The following is a 15,720-nucleotide window of genomic DNA, read 5'->3' on the forward strand; positions in this document are numbered from 1 at the left end:
AAAGCCGCTGGGACTACCTTTGTTGTCACCGCCACTCTGCGTAATTACCTCACATTAACCACGTTTGCTACTCTTAGACAGAGGCTTGATTCCTTTGATAACCACTTGGGCAGGAAGCTTGTAGAGTCGGACTTTCTCCAATGAGAACTCCGGTTTGGGCAAAGTAATAGCAAGGTAGCAGCAGCTTGTTGTTGGGAGAAACTGCAATAACGGCATCCACCACTTTACAGTGGGGATCTTTAGTGTTATCTTCCCCAGCTTCGATAAAAGTTAATGCAGCATTATTGTAACCGAAATTTTAATATTTCTTAGCAGTAACTTCATTTATTGGCCAAACAGGGCATTAGTAATTCTTTCTCCCTCATCTCCCTCATCTCCCCCACTCCCCCACTCCCCACTCCCCTATCTATGTGCTTTAGACACATCTTTTGGGAATACTACCAATAGCCACTAATATCCCCAGTTGCCAACTAACTTGAGGAAGATTTAACAATGTCTATTGAGCAACTTCAGCCTGCCACCCCACAACAAGCCAGTGTTTACTTACCTTACGTTCAGGGCGCTAGGCGCAATTTCTTACCCTATGCCATCAGTCTTTATCAAAAAGGGGCCTTGGAGGGACATCGGAAGATAGAAGCCAGTGAACATATCCCCTTCGTCGCTTCCTGGAATGTTGGTACTTTACCCTCAGACTTAACCCGTTGCCGAATCCAGTTTGATGGCAACGCTGACCTGAGTTACGAACTGATGATGGCTAGTTTCGAGTTTATTAATTTTTTAATTGAACTTATGGACAACTATAAACGTCATCGTGCGACCGATTTTTCACAACCGTTTTATCGCAAGCTACTGCGTATAGACGATTGATTAAACTTAGCCGGACTTTTACAAGTTCGGCTTGTCTTTAAAACTGTTTATAAAGTCTAATATATTAATCACCTGGGCGACTCGAAGTCGCACGCCAGTTGCTCATGGGGAGCCACTCCGTTGCGGGGGTTCCCCCCGTTGAAGGAAGTGGCGTGGAAACCCCCAAGACCGCACTGGCTTGGCTACACAAACAAAACCTGCCTCCGCAGGTTAGCAAAACTTTGATTTTGATTAGTCCACCTCCGTGGACTAAGCTTTGTGTAGAGGGAATTAAGCGATCGCTATCTTTATTCTTGCTTATGATCGCTGAATATATCGAAGACAATTGCGTAGACTGCTTGCTTGCGATCGCTCCTGATCTCCCAACATCTAATTAAAAAGCGATCGCACTCTAAATCTTCGATTTCAGGTAATTTGTGAAAGACGTACATGAAAGTAAAAAGTACTTTGCATCAGCAATAGTTAGATCAGGCTCAGTCAACATAGCATGTCTGATACCTCCCTCATCACTTGTATATCCATACAGATTTAAAAATGAATTTTTTAAAGCGGGATGTAACTTATTAGAAACTTCCAGAACTTTCAGGGCTTCTCCTAAAGTTGCCTTTTGTTTTCCAGTAATAGCTTTCGCAAGACTTTCAACTGCGGAAATAGATTCTTTTATAGAGTTTCTATAGTCAGGATTTTCCCTGTCACTCATTAAAGCAAGGGAGCGCTTCAAATGGCTGGACACAGCAGGAAAATTTTTATCATCTACCGCCTGTTCAAGCATTTCAATTTCTTGCTCATTGGTGATATCTGTGAATACACCTCCGACAAATCTATAACCTGCAAGTTCTCTTTCTAATACAGAGTTTATATCATTTACAAGTTCTGGAGTTCTAAAATAGTTGATTGTAAACGCAAGAAAATCATAAACTTCATTATATTGGCACTTTTGGAAATATTTTAGTAACCAGTTTACAGATGCTCCTGATCCTCTAGGCAAGTTATCCAAAGGATACTTAAAATAGTTTTTCCAAAGATATTTAATAAAATTGTCTATATCCATGCCTGAATATCTCATAATTGTAAAACTGAATTTTTCTGAGTACTCAAGTAAGAAATTTGTACTTAAAACATTCCAAAGAGAATTCCGTAGATCATCATTCATACTATCAATTTGGATAATCTCAGATATTGGCTTCAAGCCTCGTCGTTGGCTAAAGCTCTTGGCTGAAACCTCATCTGCGAACATTTCAGGTAGATGTTGTTTCGCCTCGGATTCAGCAATTTTTTCAGGATCATGTATATGACAGTATCCAGAAGAATTAGCTTTGAGCTTACATTTTTCTCCAGATTTAGTTATTGCCTTGCAATTAGCTGATGACATGCTAGATCACATCGAGGACATCTTTATTAAGATAGCAGTTTTCTTAATAAAGCCTAGTATTAATTAAAACGCTGACAGTGGTCTAAGAGAATATTTGAAAAGTCTAATTTATTACTAGCCCTGGCGACTGGAAGTCGCGGCTACACAGACAAAACCCACCTCCGTGGGTTAAAAACCTTGATTTTTCGTTACAAACGAATTTGGCTCACTGTGTCTTCGCAGTATATTCAGCTTCCAAACGGTCGTATTCTTCAATTTCTGCGGCAATCTCTGTGTCAATTACTTCCTGGTTAGCATAGTAGTAAGCTAGCGCTGCATAAATTTGTGCCAACATTAGCTGTGGTCTTTCGACAACTATCTCTTCCGGTTTCATGCCTGTGTTGAAGTCGATCGCAATGTTGTGTACCGTAATCCGGTGTCCCGCAATCCGAGGGCGACCACCACAGGTTCCCGGTGTGCTGACAATCAGCGTACCAATGTCGGTAATGGTTTGCATAGCTTGTTTACTAAATTTTGCTCCCATAAGCAACTGAGCAATTTAAAACTTATTCTAATCTAGCAATATAAATGTCCAGTTATTTATTTAACTACCCACAGCAAAATAAAACATTTATCCTTAATAATTAGGAGTCTAGCACTAATCCCACAATACTAAAGATCATGCCTAGATTGGAGACGATAGACTTTTTATAAGAGTAATTTTTGCAAAAACTCGAATTTCCCAACATTTCAAAGCAGGTATGGGGCAATGGTGCGATTAAAACCGTGGCAATGGGTCGTGTTGGCAATCCCGATCGCGTTTATCATTATTTTCTTACTGGTATCCGCCGGTTCACAAATTCATGCGTGGGGCATTAATTGGATTTGGGGTGTATTCACCCTTCTATTCGTGGGTTGGCGTTGGCTGTTGGTCAAATGGACTCAACCAGCTGTTAACCAAGTGGAAGCTGTATTAGCCCAAGTCCAAGAAGAACTGGAATCGACAACAGAAGATAAAGTAGGGCTACCAGTGGGAAGTGACACCACAAAGCAAGCAGAAACCGCCCTTCAAGAAATTCTGCAAGTAGCACAAAGCGATCGCCCGATTTGGGAAGACTGGCAAACTTTTTGGACGCGATGCCAGGATTTGGTTGTAGCGATCGCTCATATTTACAATCCTCAAATTCAATATCCGCTACTGAACATTTACGTCCCCCAAGCTTACGGGCTGATTCGGGGAACGGTGGATGATATGGATCAGTGGATGCAAAAGTTATCCCCTGTCCTCAATCAGGTGACGGTTGGGCAAGCATACCAAGGATACGAAGTCTACCGGAAGTTGGAGCCATCGGCTCGGAAATTCTGGAAAGCTTGGAACTGGGCACAGTGGGTCTTAAATCCAGTGGCGGCAGTGGCAAAACAAGCCAGCAAAGGTTCTAGTAACCAGGCAACTCAGCAATTATTGGGGAATTTGAGCCAGTTATTCCGGGAAGCTGCCCTGAGAAACTTATGCCAGCAGGCAATCGCTCTCTACGGAGGTAGCAAATTACCAGTTTCAGCATCCTCACGTACAGCAACTTTACCCAAGGTAAAAACCCAAACACTCCGAGAAATCTTGACTCAAGCTCAACCAGTCGAGGCGGTTGAGCAAAAACCCGTGAATATTCTGCTGGTGGGGCGCACGGGAGCGGGAAAAAGTAGCCTGATTAACACGCTCTTTCAGGCGGATCTCGCAGCCGTTGATGTTTTACCCAGTACTGATCGCATTCAGAATTATCAATGGCAGACTCAAAGTGGCGAAATTCTGACGCTTTGGGATACACCTGGTTATGAACAAGTCAACCGTGCCGATCTCCGAAACCTGGTGCTTGATTATGCCATTAACGCAGACTTGCTGCTGTTAGCTACCCCTGCCCTCGATCCTGCCCTGCAAATGGATGTGGACTTTTTGCAAGACATCAAAGCAGAAGTTGCAGATTTACCGGCGATCGCGATCGTCACTCAAGTAGATCGTCTGCGTCCGATCCGCGAATGGCAACCACCTTATGATTGGGAATGGGGCGATCGCGCCAAAGAAATTGCGATTCGTGAAGCCACTGAGTATCGCGCCAAACTATTAGGAAACTTCTGTAATCTAGTTGTGCCTCTGGTTACAGGTGACAGTAAAACAAATCGAGTTGCTTGGGGAGTGGAGGCTTTATCGTTGGGATTAGTAGATGCGATCGCGCCTACCAAGCAACTCCGTCTCGCCCGCTTTTTGCGTAACCTAGAAGCCCGTACCATCGCCGCAGCCAAAATCATTGACCACTATACCTTCCAGATGACGACAACACAGGGACTAACGGCATTGCTCAAAAGTCCCGTCCTCCAGTTTGTTTCTACGCTCTCAACCGGATCTCCAGCCCTAGCATATATGCTGGCAGAGCAAATTCCCGTGGAACAGTTGCCGATTGTGATTGGTAAACTGCAAATGGGATATGAGCTTTTCTCGCTCTTGAATACAGGCAACCTTAACCCGCTCAACTTTGAATTGGCATCCCTCTGGCCGCTATTGCTGGAAAATTCCGCTTCACCCGATCGCAACGCCTGGGCATTTGGTCACGCCCTAGTGGAATACTGGACTCAAAATTTGACGGTTGAACAACTCCGGGAGCGATTTGAGTATTATTTAGCGATCGCTAAATAATTAGGACTTAGGCACTGTACAAAAACACTATCTTGTGTGTTAACGGAATTTGGTCTTCAAAAGCTTGAAACGACCAACTTCAGATAGAGAGCGATCGCTAAAAAATCCTCACACTATGATATACACCGAAATATCTCCTAACCGATTTAATTTTATTCAATGGTAAGAGGTATGGAACCGACCATCGAGCAACTTAAAGCATTCTTTGACTTTTGCGTTCGGGCTAGTAATTTACTTAGAGATATAGCATTAGTTAGATTTGATCAGAGGACAAGCCGAATCGTGATTTTGATAGGCGAAACCATCCAAGTAGAAATTCTTAGTAATGGGGAGAACATTATCCGATGACAGACTATTTAACTCTTAATGAGCAACAATTAAGACAATATGTGATATTAAACCCCCAGGATGAGGAGGCATTTCAGCATTACCTCAGCATCATGAGAGCGAAACCGGGGGTAGTGGTCAGCACTCCAGAACAATTAGAGGCTGAGTTAAAACGGCGTATTAATCAAGGTAGTTAACATAGAACCCGTTACTGACATTCCAGTAACGGGGTACACTTACGCATCTTTCATCCTCACATAGCTATTTAAGTATATTTACAAGGTAATACTTATCATAATTAAGTATATTTATACCATAATTACAAAAAATCAAAAATGCGGTAACGGGTCATACTCTTAACATCAAAGTTCAGATTACGATTAAGAGTAGGTGTCTGGTGAAACCTACCCGCTTTACTTGAGTTTCTACACAGACATCCCTTTTGTTCGGAGTTATTTATGAAAAATATATTACAAACCTGCATTTCTCAAGAACAGAATTCATATCAGAGCTATAATATTTCGTCTTACAACAGGCTGCTTTCGGTCGTGAAAGATTTGGCTTGTGTGCGGACTATTGAGGAAATTATTGAGATTGTGCGTTTGGCGGCTCGCGATCTCACCAATGCTGATGGAGTCACTTTTGTACTGCGGGATGGTGAATGTTGTCACTATGTCGATGAAAACGCAATTGGGCCACTTTGGAAAGGTATGCGTTTTCCGCTCAAGTCTTGCATCTCCGGTTGGGCAATGCTCAATAAACAAGCAGCCGTAATTGAAGACATTTACCAGGATGCTCGAATTCCTCTTGATGCTTATAAAGTGACTTTTGTCAAGAGTTTAGTGATGGTTCCCATACGGATTTCTGATCCACTGGGTGCGATCGGAGCGTACTGGAGTACACAACACCGAGCCACGTCCGAAGAGATAGAACTGCTTGAGATTTTGACCGACACTACGGCAGTTGCGATCGCGAACGTTCAACTTTTCCAGAAACTGACGAACCAAAACGCCCTGAAAGACAAATTCATTGCGATGCTAGCTCACGAGTTGAGGAATCCCGTTGCCCCGATCTCAAACGGGGTTCAGCTTCTCAAGTTAAAGCTGGGCGAGACTGGCGCAGTCGGAGAAACAGTTTTAATGATGCAACACCAGATTAAGCACCTCTCGAAATTAATCGATGAGTTACTTGACGTATCGTCCATCACCTATGGGAAAATTTCATTAAACCTTGAGAAAGTTAATCTGGTGGAATTAGTTCGCCAGAGTCTCAATGATCATGCACAAGCAATAAAGCGATCGCACCTTACCCTAGTACAAAACTTGCCAAACACGCCTCTGTGGGCTTATGTTGACCCGACGCGCTTCTTCCAAATCTTTGGGAACCTTCTTGATAACGCCTTAAAGTTTTCCAAGCCAGATGGGATGATCTGGGTGGATCTCTCATTTATTCCAGGTGAGAATGGCTCAGGCAGTGTAGCGGTATTATCTGTAAGAGACTCAGGCATAGGGATAGAGCCGACAATCTTACCAGAACTATTCGAGCCGTTTACCCAGGCCGATCGCAGTTTAGACCGTTCGAGGGGCGGGCTAGGTTTGGGACTCTCGGTAGTAAAAAGTCTTGTCGAACTTCATGGTGGTAATGTTGAAGCCTCAAGTAGAGGGGTCAATTTGGGAGCAGAATTCAAAGTCACTCTCCCCGTATGCGAAGAGATTACAGCTTGGGATAACGACCTGGAGATTATAGAGGCAGCTAAAAAATCGTTGAAGATTTTAGTCATCGAAGATAACGAGGATTCAGCCGTAACATTACAAGCAATACTTGAGCATTTTGGGCATGAGGTTTCCATTGCCAAGAATGGAATTTTAGGGGTAGAACTTGCAAGGGAATTGGAGCCTCAGGTGATTATTTGTGACATCGGACTTCCGGAAATGGATGGATTCGCCGTTGCACAGGAACTGAGTAAAGATCCCAAATTTAATCGCTCAATTCTGATTGCGCTCACCGGCTACGGTGGCCAGGAGGATAAAGAGCTTGCGCTTAAGTCTGGTTTTAAATGCCACTTGACTAAGCCTGTGGACTTTGAAATACTTACGGCAGAAATTGATCAATACTTTCTGATGAGTGTGTAAGTGTAGACTTCCTAGACATCGCTATTCTTCGATTAAATCATCTGTGGTAGGTTCACCTGGATAAAAGCGATCGCTGAGAATTTCCTCAAAAGGATATAAACATTGCTTGGGAAAAGTTGAGAGTCGCAGATTTGTTTCTCCTGATGCTAAATCCCTACCATTTTGATAAGATTCCTGGAGTGCTTCTTCAACGTAAGGCTTCAGGCTAGGATTTTCGCTCAACAACTTGAGAATTTCCCGTCGTTGTACTCTAATTGTTGCTAACCCTTCGGGTTCGCCAGTCGCTACAACGGGGGGAACCCCCGCAACGCGCTGGCTCACCAACTACGACTCCGTTGCTTTGGTTGATATTCCCATTTGAGCAAATGTCCAATTAATATACCAAGACGATTTCTCAATTCTTGGCGTTCCTTTCTTCCCAAAGATTCGATTTCCTCAATTAAATTGGGTAGGTCAAGCTGGTTCCATTGGTGATGACGCAAAAGGTTAGCTTGTTCTTGAGTCCAACTGTAAAAGTCTGCTTCATACAAGTTTTGCATCAGTTTTTTTGGCGTTTTTCAGGTTTGTAGTCTCTACATAATTGAAAAATTTATAATTCATAATTATGTTTTAGATAAGTAGGTAGGCATAAACAAACCTAACTATGTAACGAAATATAAAATGCTCGAAACCTTTGCGATTGCTTCTCTTCTCTACGAGAGGCTGCGCCAACGAGACGCTCCGCGAACGCTTCACTTCTCTACGAGACGCTACCGCGTTAAGCGAAGCTATGCCGAAGGCTTTACGTTCCACTCGCAATGACCTAGTTATAAATTTTCCCGCCTACCTACTTAGATATTTCTCTCGTCTCTCGTTCCCAGACTTTGGCTGGGAATGCCTCTCGTCAGGCTCCGCCTGCTGAATTTGCGGCAGAGCCGCAATGAGGTGCATTTCCAGCCAGAGGCTAGAAACGAGAATTTTCTCTCGTGTTTTAGCTTAAGTTCACACCCATAAGCAATGTTCCCTACAGTTGATTGTATCTTGAGAAAAAGCTTTGAATCTAATAGCTAAAAAGTTACCACACTGCGAATTGATTCACCTTTATGCATCAATTCAAAAGCATCATTAATTTGCTCAATCGGCATCACATGCGTAATTAAATCATCAATATTTATCTTACCTTGCATATACCAATCAACAATTTTCGGCACATCTGTACGTCCTCTAGCGCCACCGAATGCTGAACCTTTCCAAACGCGTCCAGTTACTAATTGAAAAGGACGAGTACTGATTTCCTGTCCAGCACCAGCAACACCAATAACCACGCTAACACCCCAACCTTTGTGGCAACATTCTAATGCTTGACGCATAATTTTGACATTACCGATACATTCAAAACTGTAATCAGCACCGCCTTTGGTTAAATCAACCAGATAGGGAACTAAATCACCCTCTACTTCCTGGGGATTGACAAAGTGCGTCATGCCAAACTTTTCCGCCAACGCGCGTTTACTGGGATTAATATCCACCCCGACAATCATATTCGCCCCTACCATCCGCGCTGCTTGGATGACATTTAAACCAATACCACCCAAGCCGAAAACCACAACATTTGCTCCCGGTTCCACTTTGGCAGTATTGATCACTGCACCAACACCAGTAGTCACACCACAGCCAATGTAACAAACTTTATCAAATGGGGCGTCTTCCCGAATTTTTGCCACGGCGATTTCTGGCAGCACCGTATAGTTGGCAAAAGTGGATGTACCCATATAATGATGAATAATTTGCCCATCAATGCTAAAGCGACTAGTGCCATCGGGCATGACACCGCGTGCTTGAGTTAGGCGAATGGCTTGACAAAGATTCGTTTTGAAGCTCAAACAATATTCGCACTGGCGGCATTCAGGAGTGTAGAGGGGAATTACATGATCCCCTGGTTTGACGCTGGTAACACCAGCACCCACCTCTACTACCACACCAGCACCTTCATGCCCCAAAATTGCCGGAAACAAACCTTCGGGATCGTCACCAGATAGGGTAAAGGCGTCCGTATGACAAACCCCACTGGCTTTAATTTCAACTAACACTTCGCCGGCTTGTGGCCCCGATAGTTGAACGGTTTCAATTGTCAACGGCTTACCTGCGCTGTAAGCGACTGCTGCTTTAACTTGCAACGTTAGTCCTCCTATATAGTTTTTGACGTTCTCCCCAATGCTGAACCACGGGGATTTTTTCACTTAAACATACTTGAAGACATGATAAACTTTTGTATCACTTCATCGTATTTACTCAGCACGATCGCCGCTAGAACGATAAATATTACTTTGTTAAAATATCATTCTCTAGCTAGATTGGTTAAAGGCGGCAACAGCTGTTTTGACAACGATGTAAACTGGATGTCAGCAGCAACTCCCAAATAATTTGTCCACCCCTTAATTAATACATTTTGTCACAGCTTATGAACCCTGCCCTAACTCAAATTGGCGCTCAAATGTCCAACCTGACTGGCGTAAGAGCAATCATGAAGGATATTATCGAAACATTACGAGCGGGTGCAGGGCAGCAGTTTATTAATTTGAGTGCTGGGAATCCGTTGATTTTGCCAGAGGTAGAGCAATTATGGCGGGATTGTACTGCACAGCTTCTCGCTAGTCCAGAATATGGTGAGGTAGTTTGCCGCTACGGTTCAAGTCAGGGCTATGCACCATTCGTTGAAGCGATCGCTAATGATTTTAACAAACGCTACGGGTTAAACTTGAGCGATCGCAATATCTTGATCACCCCCGGCAGTCAAAGCCTCTACTTCTACGCTGTTAATAGCTTCGGTGGCTACACCCCTAGCGGCGAGTTAAAACAAATAGTTTTGCCCCTCAGCCCTGACTACACAGGTTACGGCGGCATCTGCTTAGTTCCAAAAGCCTTAATCGCCTACAAACCGACTCTTGATATTGATACAGCTGCCCACAGATTTAAATATCGCCCCGACTTCAGCCAACTGTCGATTACAGAAAACACGGGTTGTGTCCTCTTCTCTCGCCCCTGTAATCCCACTGGTAATGTCCTCACTGATGATGAGGTGAAAAAAATTGCTGCTTTGGCTGCGCCTTACAATCTGCCCGTGTTAATTGACTCCGCTTATGCGCCTCCCTTCCCAGCATTGAACTTTACCGAAATGACACCAGTGTTTGGTGATAACATCCTCCACTGCATGAGTTTATCGAAAGCGGGATTACCAGGAGAAAGGATTGGTATTGCGATTGGGGATGAAAAGTGGATTGAAGTGCTGGAGTGTTTCCAAGCAAATATGAGTCTCCATTCTTCACGTTACGGCCAAGCGATCGCAGCTTTTGCAATCAATTCTGGTGCTTTAGTGGAAATTTCTCACACTGTCATCCGTCCCTTTTACCAAAATAAATTTACCGTTTTAGAAACCAGCTTAGAACAAGCGATGCCCAAGAATTTACCTTGGTTTCTCCATCGCGGTGAAGGAGCAATTTTTGCTTGGTTGTGGTTAGAGGATTTACCCATCAGTGATTGGGAATTTTACCAACGACTCAAGCAAGTAGGTGTGATTATTGTGCCTGGAAGTACCTTCTTCCCCGGTTTAGAGGAAGAATGGGCGCATAAGCACCAATGTTTCCGCATCAGCCTCACCGGCAGCGATGAGGAGATTGCCACTGCTATGCAACGTTTAGCAAAAGTGGCTGAAGAAGCTTATCAGCGTGCAGTTGTGAGTGCTTGATTAGGGGGAGTTAGGAGAGACGCGATGAATCGCGTCTGTACAAAAGTAGAGACGCGATGAATCGCGTCTGTTATAAGAATTCTTTCCCCAATGCCCAATGCCCAATGCCCAATGACAAATGACAAATGACAAATGACAAATGACAAATGACAAATCAGATGATTGGCTAGAAATTGGTAAGATTGTTGCCCCTCAAGGATTATCTGGGGAATTACGGGTTTATCCTGTATCTGACTTCCCCGAAAGATTTGAGGTGCCGGGAAAACGTTGGTTGTTACGTTCTGGTGAAACAGAACCACAACCAATCGAATTATTGACAGGACGTTATATTAGTAACAAAAATTTGTATGTGATCAAATTAGCTGGTGTGGTAAATTGCGATCAGGCTCTGGCGTTGCGCGGTTGTAAGTTAATGGTGCCAGCAAGCGATCGCCCCCAATTAGGCGAAGATGAATATCATGTCCTCGATTTGATTGGCTTGGAAGTCTTCATGCAAGCATCTGGCGAACTCGTGGGTACTGTGGTAGATATCATCGCTGCTGGTAATGATTTGTTAGAAGTAAAGTTGGATGAATCCTTTGCTAGTGACAAAAAGCAAAAGACTGTTTTGATTCCATTTGTACAAGCGATCGCACCAGTGGTAGACTTGCCATCTGGCCGCATTGAAATTACGCCACCGCCTGGGTTATTGGAAATTAATAATTAGGTCATTACTTGATCTGCTCTAGCTAATAATGAACACATTTCACCTTGAATCTTTAACCAAAATTTTGGAGGCTGGACAATGACTCAAGCTTTACCAAAAATCGTAACTTTTGAAGAATTTGTCAAGTGGAAACCAGAGAATGACCACTATGAATTGCACAACGGAACAATTGTTAAAATGCCTCAACCTGTAGGAGATCATGAAGAGGTAACAGGATTTTTAGCCTTTGAACTGACTAGAGAATGTATCCGTTTAAATCTCCCATCCTTCATACCCAAGACTGCACTAGTCAAACCACCTGTAAATGAATCAGGTTACTCGCCAGATGTACTGTTGTTGAATCGCCCTAATTTGATAAATGAATCTCTTTGGAAAAAAGAATCTACTGTTATTCAACCTGCATCAATTCCTCTAATTGTTGAAGTTGTTAGTACAAATTGGCGTGATGATTACCTCAAAAAATACGCGGATTATGAGGAAATGGGAATTCCTGAGTATTGGATTGTGGATTATGCTGCTTTAGGCGGTAGGGAGTTTATTGGCAAACCAAAACAACCTACTATCTTAGTTTGTTCTTTGGATGAAGGTGAGTATCAAGTTAGCAAGTTTAGGGATACAGACCGCATCCAGTCCCCAATATTTCCAGAGTTAAATTTAACTGCTCAACAGATTTTTCAAGCGGGTAATATTTCATATTAATTCATAATAGACATAGGCGTGAAATTAAATATGCGTTACCCAGAACCCTTGTAGAGACGTAGCAGTGCTACGTCAAAACAATTCTTTTTCACTCCTATGTCTAATTCATAATTTCAGGACAGAGCAACTTAATTTATAGTATTAATCAATAGCGTCATCAAACAGCCCGTTGTAGACATCGCTCTCCATCGTCTGCCAAGAAAGAAGGAATTTAGTCACAAAGGCTGGAAAAATTCATCATGGGTAGATGGCCATTATCTAGAAAATCAGTAAAATTGCATACTGATGAAGCCGTCAAAATCCTTTTGGAATGGAGTGTCGATAATGACATTAGCAACGACTCCACAAATCAAGCCTTTAACAGATGAAGAATTACGTAAGATAAACGCCTACTGGCGTGCAGCTAACTATCTTTCGGTTGGGCAGATATATCTACTCGACAATGCGCTACTGAGAGAACCCCTAAAGCTGGAACACGTCAAACCCAGACTCTTGGGGCACTGGGGAACAACGCCAGGGCTGAACTTGATCTATGCTCACCTGAATCGGGTGATTAAGAAATATGACCTAAACACGATCTATATTGCTGGGCCTGGTCATGGAGGCCCTGGACTGGTAGCTAATACCTACCTGGAAGGTACTTACACTGAGTATTATCACAACATCTCCCAGGATGCTGAAGGAATCCAGAAACTCTTCAAACAATTTTCTTTCCCCGGTGGGATTCCCAGCCACGTTGCACCGGAAACTCCTGGTTCGATCCACGAAGGCGGTGAACTAGGTTACGCCCTCGTCCACGCTTACGGTGCTGCCTTTGATAACCCTGACTTGATTGTTGCTGCTGTTGTCGGTGATGGCGAAGCTGAAACAGGTGCTTTAGCGACTAGCTGGCATTCCAACAAGTTTCTTAACCCTGTGCATGATGGTGCTGTACTTCCGATCCTCCACCTGAATGGGTATAAAATTGCCAATCCAACAGTACTGGCACGGATTAGCCATGAGGAATTAGAAAGCTTATTTGTGGGCTACGGCTACAAGCCATACTTTGTCGAAGGTGACGATCCCGCAGATGTCCACCAGCAGATGGCGGCGACTCTAGAAACAGCGATCGCCGAAATTCAAAGCATCCAGCGAGAAGCCCGCGTACATGGTTTCACTGAACGTCCGCAGTGGCCAATGATTGTCATGAGAACCCCCAAAGGTTGGACAGGGCCCAAGGAAGTCGATGGCAAAAAAACCGAAGGTTCTTGGCGATCGCACCAAGTTCCCTTGACCAACATAGCCAAACAGCCAGAACACCTGAAACTCCTAGAAGATTGGCTGAAGAGTTACAACCCAGAAGAACTCTTCGACGCTAACGGCACACTGATCCCCGAATTAGCAGAACTGGCTCCCAAGGGTCATCGACGCATGGGTGACAATCCCCACGCTAACGGCGGTATTTTGCTGCGCGACCTGAAGATGCCGGACTTTCAAGACTATGCTGTAGATGTTCTTAAACCAGGGCAAGCGATCGCAGAAGCTACCCAAGTTGCCGGAAAATTCCTGCGGGATATCATGCAACTTAACCAAGAAAGCCGCAATTTCCGCATCCTCGGCCCCGATGAAACGGTATCAAATCGCTTAGGCGCTGTGCTAGAAGTCACAGACCGGGACTGGGCAGCCCAGATCCTCCCGGAAGATGACCACCTTTCCCCCGACGGTCGGGTGATGGAAATTCTCAGCGAAACTAATTGTCAAGGATGGTTAGAAGGCTACCTCCTCACAGGACGCCACGGATTTTTCTCTTGCTATGAGGCGTTCATCCACATCATTGACTCGATGTTCAATCAGCACGCCAAATGGCTGAAAACGACCAGAGATATTCCCTGGCGTAGACCAATAGCTTCTCTCAATTATCTACTCACCTCCCACGTTTGGCGACAAGACCACAACGGTTTCTCTCACCAAGACCCCGGTTTTATCGACCATGTAATCAACAAAAAAGCAGAAATCGTTCGCGTGTATTTGCCCCCCGATGCCAACACTCTGCTATCGGTAACTGACCATTGTTTAAGAAGCCGCAACTATGTCAACGTCATCGTTGCAGGAAAGCAACCAGCATTGCAATACCTAAATATGGATGCTGCTATCAAGCACTGCACCAAAGGCATCGGTATTTGGGAATGGGCAAGCAACGACAAAGACGGCGAACCAGATGTAGTAATGGCTTGTGCTGGGGATATTCCCACCTTAGAAACTTTAGCGGCTGTGGACATTCTGCGCCAGCACTTCTCTGAGTTAAAGGTGCGGGTGGTGAACGTAGTCGATTTGATGACACTACAGCCAAAAAGCGAACACCCGCACGGTTTGAGCGAAAAAGACTTTGAAACGATTTTTACCACAAACAAACCGATTATCTTTGCATTTCATGGCTATCCTTGGCTGATTCATCGCCTAACCTATCGCCAGGCCAACCATGATAACTTGCATGTGCGTGGCTATAAGGAAGAAGGAACCACCACCACTCCCTTTGATATGGTTGTGCTTAACGATCTAGATCGCTTTCACCTAGTGATGGACGTAATTGATCGCGTACCAAAGCTAGGATATAGGGCAGCTTATGTCAAACAGCAGTTGCAAGATAAGCTGATTGAACACAAACATTACATTGAGAAGTACGGCGACGATATGCCGGAAATTCGTGACTGGAAGTGGCCCTATTAACAAGGAATGAGGAGAAAGAGGCAGAGGGGAAACTTTTCTCCCTGTTTCTCCCTTTTTTAGGACTTACGCAGAAGAGCAACATCAGTTTAGTTGCTGCCTAATCCCCGATTTGTTGCAGCTAATTGTTAAGACTGCGGATTTTGCCGAAGCCCCAACAAGTTTCCGTCAATATCCTTGAAGACAGACAATTGCACTCCATGACCGACATCTGTAATTGGCCCAACTTCAACTCCTTTTTCAATAAGGCTTTGACGAGCAGCAACTATATTGTTTACAACAAAGGTACTGACACTACTACCTGTTTCAACTGAGCTACTTAAGTTCAGCCCAATTGCAAAGCGTGGAATATCAGGAAAACTAAACTGTCTCCAGCTAGGCGTATCATATTTGTCTTCAGGTACTAATCCGAGCTTGGACTTGTACCACTCGACACTTGCTTCCAGATTCGTAACGTCTACTTTAGTGACAAAACTATATTCACCAAAGGTGTTTTTCAATGTCATAATCTACACTGCTAATCCA

General features: G+C 44.0%; 15 protein-coding genes and 1 pseudogene. 10 read left to right on the forward strand and 6 right to left on the reverse strand.

The window, feature by feature from the left end; all coding sequences use genetic code 11:
- Positions 1–73: 73 nt before the first annotated feature.
- Positions 74–220: a hypothetical protein gene (locus tag HWQ23_RS22010; RefSeq protein WP_292832783.1), complete on the reverse strand. Its 147-nt coding sequence runs from the start codon at positions 218–220 to the stop codon at positions 74–76.
- Between the two features lie 272 nt (positions 221–492).
- On the opposite strand from HWQ23_RS22010, the gene ebsA reads away from it, so the two are divergent.
- Both ebsA and HWQ23_RS22020 read left to right on the forward strand, forming a co-directional pair.
- Complete coding sequence (gene ebsA, locus HWQ23_RS22015; RefSeq protein ID WP_292832786.1) at positions 493–867, forward strand: type IV pilus biogenesis protein EbsA; 375 nt, start codon at positions 493–495, stop codon at positions 865–867.
- Positions 868–1,019: 152 nt separating this feature from the next.
- Positions 1,020–1,244 (forward strand): hypothetical protein, encoded by a 225-nt coding sequence (locus HWQ23_RS22020; RefSeq protein WP_292832788.1) that lies wholly within the window; start codon positions 1,020–1,022, stop codon positions 1,242–1,244.
- A 14-nt stretch (positions 1,245–1,258) separates the two neighbouring features.
- Here HWQ23_RS22020 and HWQ23_RS22025 read toward each other — a convergent pair whose 3' ends face one another.
- Together HWQ23_RS22025 and HWQ23_RS22030 are read right to left on the reverse strand one after the other, a co-directional pair.
- Positions 1,259–2,239 (reverse strand): AbiJ-NTD4 domain-containing protein, encoded by a 981-nt coding sequence (locus HWQ23_RS22025; protein WP_292832791.1) that lies wholly within the window; start codon positions 2,237–2,239, stop codon positions 1,259–1,261.
- Positions 2,240–2,444: 205 nt separating this feature from the next.
- The gene (locus tag HWQ23_RS22030) at positions 2,445–2,735 is read right to left on the reverse strand and encodes a DUF433 domain-containing protein (RefSeq protein ID WP_292832794.1); all 291 of its coding nucleotides are present in this window, start codon (positions 2,733–2,735) and stop codon (positions 2,445–2,447) included.
- A 252-nt stretch (positions 2,736–2,987) separates the two neighbouring features.
- On the opposite strand from HWQ23_RS22030, the gene HWQ23_RS22035 reads away from it, so the two are divergent.
- The 4 genes from HWQ23_RS22035 to HWQ23_RS22050 all read left to right on the forward strand — a co-directional run bounded on the left by HWQ23_RS22035 (position 2,988) and on the right by HWQ23_RS22050 (position 7,363).
- The gene (locus tag HWQ23_RS22035; RefSeq protein WP_292832797.1) at positions 2,988–4,904 is read left to right on the forward strand and encodes a GTPase family protein; all 1,917 of its coding nucleotides are present in this window, start codon (positions 2,988–2,990) and stop codon (positions 4,902–4,904) included.
- Between the two features lie 171 nt (positions 4,905–5,075).
- Positions 5,076–5,252, forward strand: a complete 177-nt coding sequence (locus HWQ23_RS22040) for a DUF6888 family protein (protein WP_167407638.1) — start codon at positions 5,076–5,078, stop codon at positions 5,250–5,252.
- Positions 5,249–5,428, forward strand: a complete 180-nt coding sequence (locus tag HWQ23_RS22045) for a DUF6887 family protein (protein WP_292832801.1) — start codon at positions 5,249–5,251, stop codon at positions 5,426–5,428. Before HWQ23_RS22040 ends, HWQ23_RS22045 begins: the two co-directional genes overlap by 4 nt.
- A 261-nt stretch (positions 5,429–5,689) precedes the next feature.
- Positions 5,690–7,363 (forward strand): hybrid sensor histidine kinase/response regulator, encoded by a 1,674-nt coding sequence (locus tag HWQ23_RS22050; RefSeq protein ID WP_292832804.1) that lies wholly within the window; start codon positions 5,690–5,692, stop codon positions 7,361–7,363.
- A 21-nt stretch (positions 7,364–7,384) separates the two neighbouring features.
- Here the strand turns inward: HWQ23_RS22050 and HWQ23_RS22055 are convergent.
- Together HWQ23_RS22055 and HWQ23_RS22060 are read right to left on the reverse strand one after the other, a co-directional pair.
- Positions 7,385–7,902, reverse strand: a pseudogene (locus HWQ23_RS22055) (DUF29 domain-containing protein).
- Between the two features lie 507 nt (positions 7,903–8,409).
- Positions 8,410–9,519 (reverse strand): S-(hydroxymethyl)glutathione dehydrogenase/class III alcohol dehydrogenase, encoded by a 1,110-nt coding sequence (locus HWQ23_RS22060; protein ID WP_292832806.1) that lies wholly within the window; start codon positions 9,517–9,519, stop codon positions 8,410–8,412.
- Between the two features lie 284 nt (positions 9,520–9,803).
- Here HWQ23_RS22060 and HWQ23_RS22065 point away from each other — a divergent pair, with 284 nt between their 5' ends.
- The 4 genes from HWQ23_RS22065 to HWQ23_RS22080 all read left to right on the forward strand — a co-directional run bounded on the left by HWQ23_RS22065 (position 9,804) and on the right by HWQ23_RS22080 (position 15,198).
- Entirely contained in the window at positions 9,804–11,087 is a 1,284-nt protein-coding gene (locus HWQ23_RS22065) for a valine--pyruvate transaminase (protein WP_292832809.1), read from the forward strand.
- A 139-nt stretch (positions 11,088–11,226) separates the two neighbouring features.
- Entirely contained in the window at positions 11,227–11,793 is a 567-nt protein-coding gene (gene rimM, locus HWQ23_RS22070; protein WP_292832812.1) for a ribosome maturation factor RimM, read from the forward strand.
- 78 nt (positions 11,794–11,871) lie between these two features.
- Positions 11,872–12,492, forward strand: coding sequence for a Uma2 family endonuclease (locus HWQ23_RS22075; RefSeq protein ID WP_292832815.1), 621 nt, complete (start codon positions 11,872–11,874; stop codon positions 12,490–12,492).
- A gap of 324 nt (positions 12,493–12,816) precedes the next feature.
- The gene (locus tag HWQ23_RS22080) at positions 12,817–15,198 is read left to right on the forward strand and encodes a phosphoketolase family protein (protein ID WP_292832818.1); all 2,382 of its coding nucleotides are present in this window, start codon (positions 12,817–12,819) and stop codon (positions 15,196–15,198) included.
- A gap of 125 nt (positions 15,199–15,323) precedes the next feature.
- On the opposite strand, the gene HWQ23_RS22085 is transcribed toward HWQ23_RS22080, so the two are convergent.
- On the reverse strand, positions 15,324–15,701 hold the full coding sequence (locus tag HWQ23_RS22085) for a VOC family protein (RefSeq protein WP_292832821.1): 378 nt from the start codon (positions 15,699–15,701) through the stop codon (positions 15,324–15,326).
- Between the last annotated feature and the right edge of the window lie 19 nt (positions 15,702–15,720).

Origin of the sequence: Nostoc sp. JL33 (assembly GCF_017114985.1) — a bacterium.
Lineage (GTDB): Bacteria > Cyanobacteriota > Cyanobacteriia > Cyanobacteriales > Nostocaceae > Nostoc.

Excerpts from the sequence above, each read along its gene's own strand:
- ebsA (WP_292832786.1), top strand. The coding sequence starts at position 493 with ATGTCTATTGAGCAACTTCAGCCTGCCACCCCACAACAAGCCAGTGTT.
- HWQ23_RS22050 (WP_292832804.1), top strand. The coding sequence starts at position 5,690 with ATGAAAAATATATTACAAACCTGCATTTCTCAAGAACAGAATTCATAT.
- HWQ23_RS22085 (WP_292832821.1), bottom strand. The coding sequence starts at position 15,701 with ATGACATTGAAAAACACCTTTGGTGAATATAGTTTTGTCACTAAAGTA.
- HWQ23_RS22035 (WP_292832797.1), top strand. The coding sequence starts at position 2,988 with ATGGTGCGATTAAAACCGTGGCAATGGGTCGTGTTGGCAATCCCGATC.
- HWQ23_RS22065 (WP_292832809.1), top strand. The coding sequence starts at position 9,804 with ATGAACCCTGCCCTAACTCAAATTGGCGCTCAAATGTCCAACCTGACT.
- HWQ23_RS22025 (WP_292832791.1), bottom strand. The coding sequence starts at position 2,239 with ATGTCATCAGCTAATTGCAAGGCAATAACTAAATCTGGAGAAAAATGT.
- HWQ23_RS22030 (WP_292832794.1), bottom strand. The coding sequence starts at position 2,735 with ATGCAAACCATTACCGACATTGGTACGCTGATTGTCAGCACACCGGGA.
- HWQ23_RS22075 (WP_292832815.1), top strand. The coding sequence starts at position 11,872 with ATGACTCAAGCTTTACCAAAAATCGTAACTTTTGAAGAATTTGTCAAG.
- HWQ23_RS22045 (WP_292832801.1), top strand. The coding sequence starts at position 5,249 with ATGACAGACTATTTAACTCTTAATGAGCAACAATTAAGACAATATGTG.
- HWQ23_RS22040 (WP_167407638.1), top strand. The coding sequence starts at position 5,076 with ATGGAACCGACCATCGAGCAACTTAAAGCATTCTTTGACTTTTGCGTT.
- HWQ23_RS22080 (WP_292832818.1), top strand. The coding sequence starts at position 12,817 with ATGACATTAGCAACGACTCCACAAATCAAGCCTTTAACAGATGAAGAA.
- rimM (WP_292832812.1), top strand. The coding sequence starts at position 11,227 with ATGACAAATGACAAATCAGATGATTGGCTAGAAATTGGTAAGATTGTT.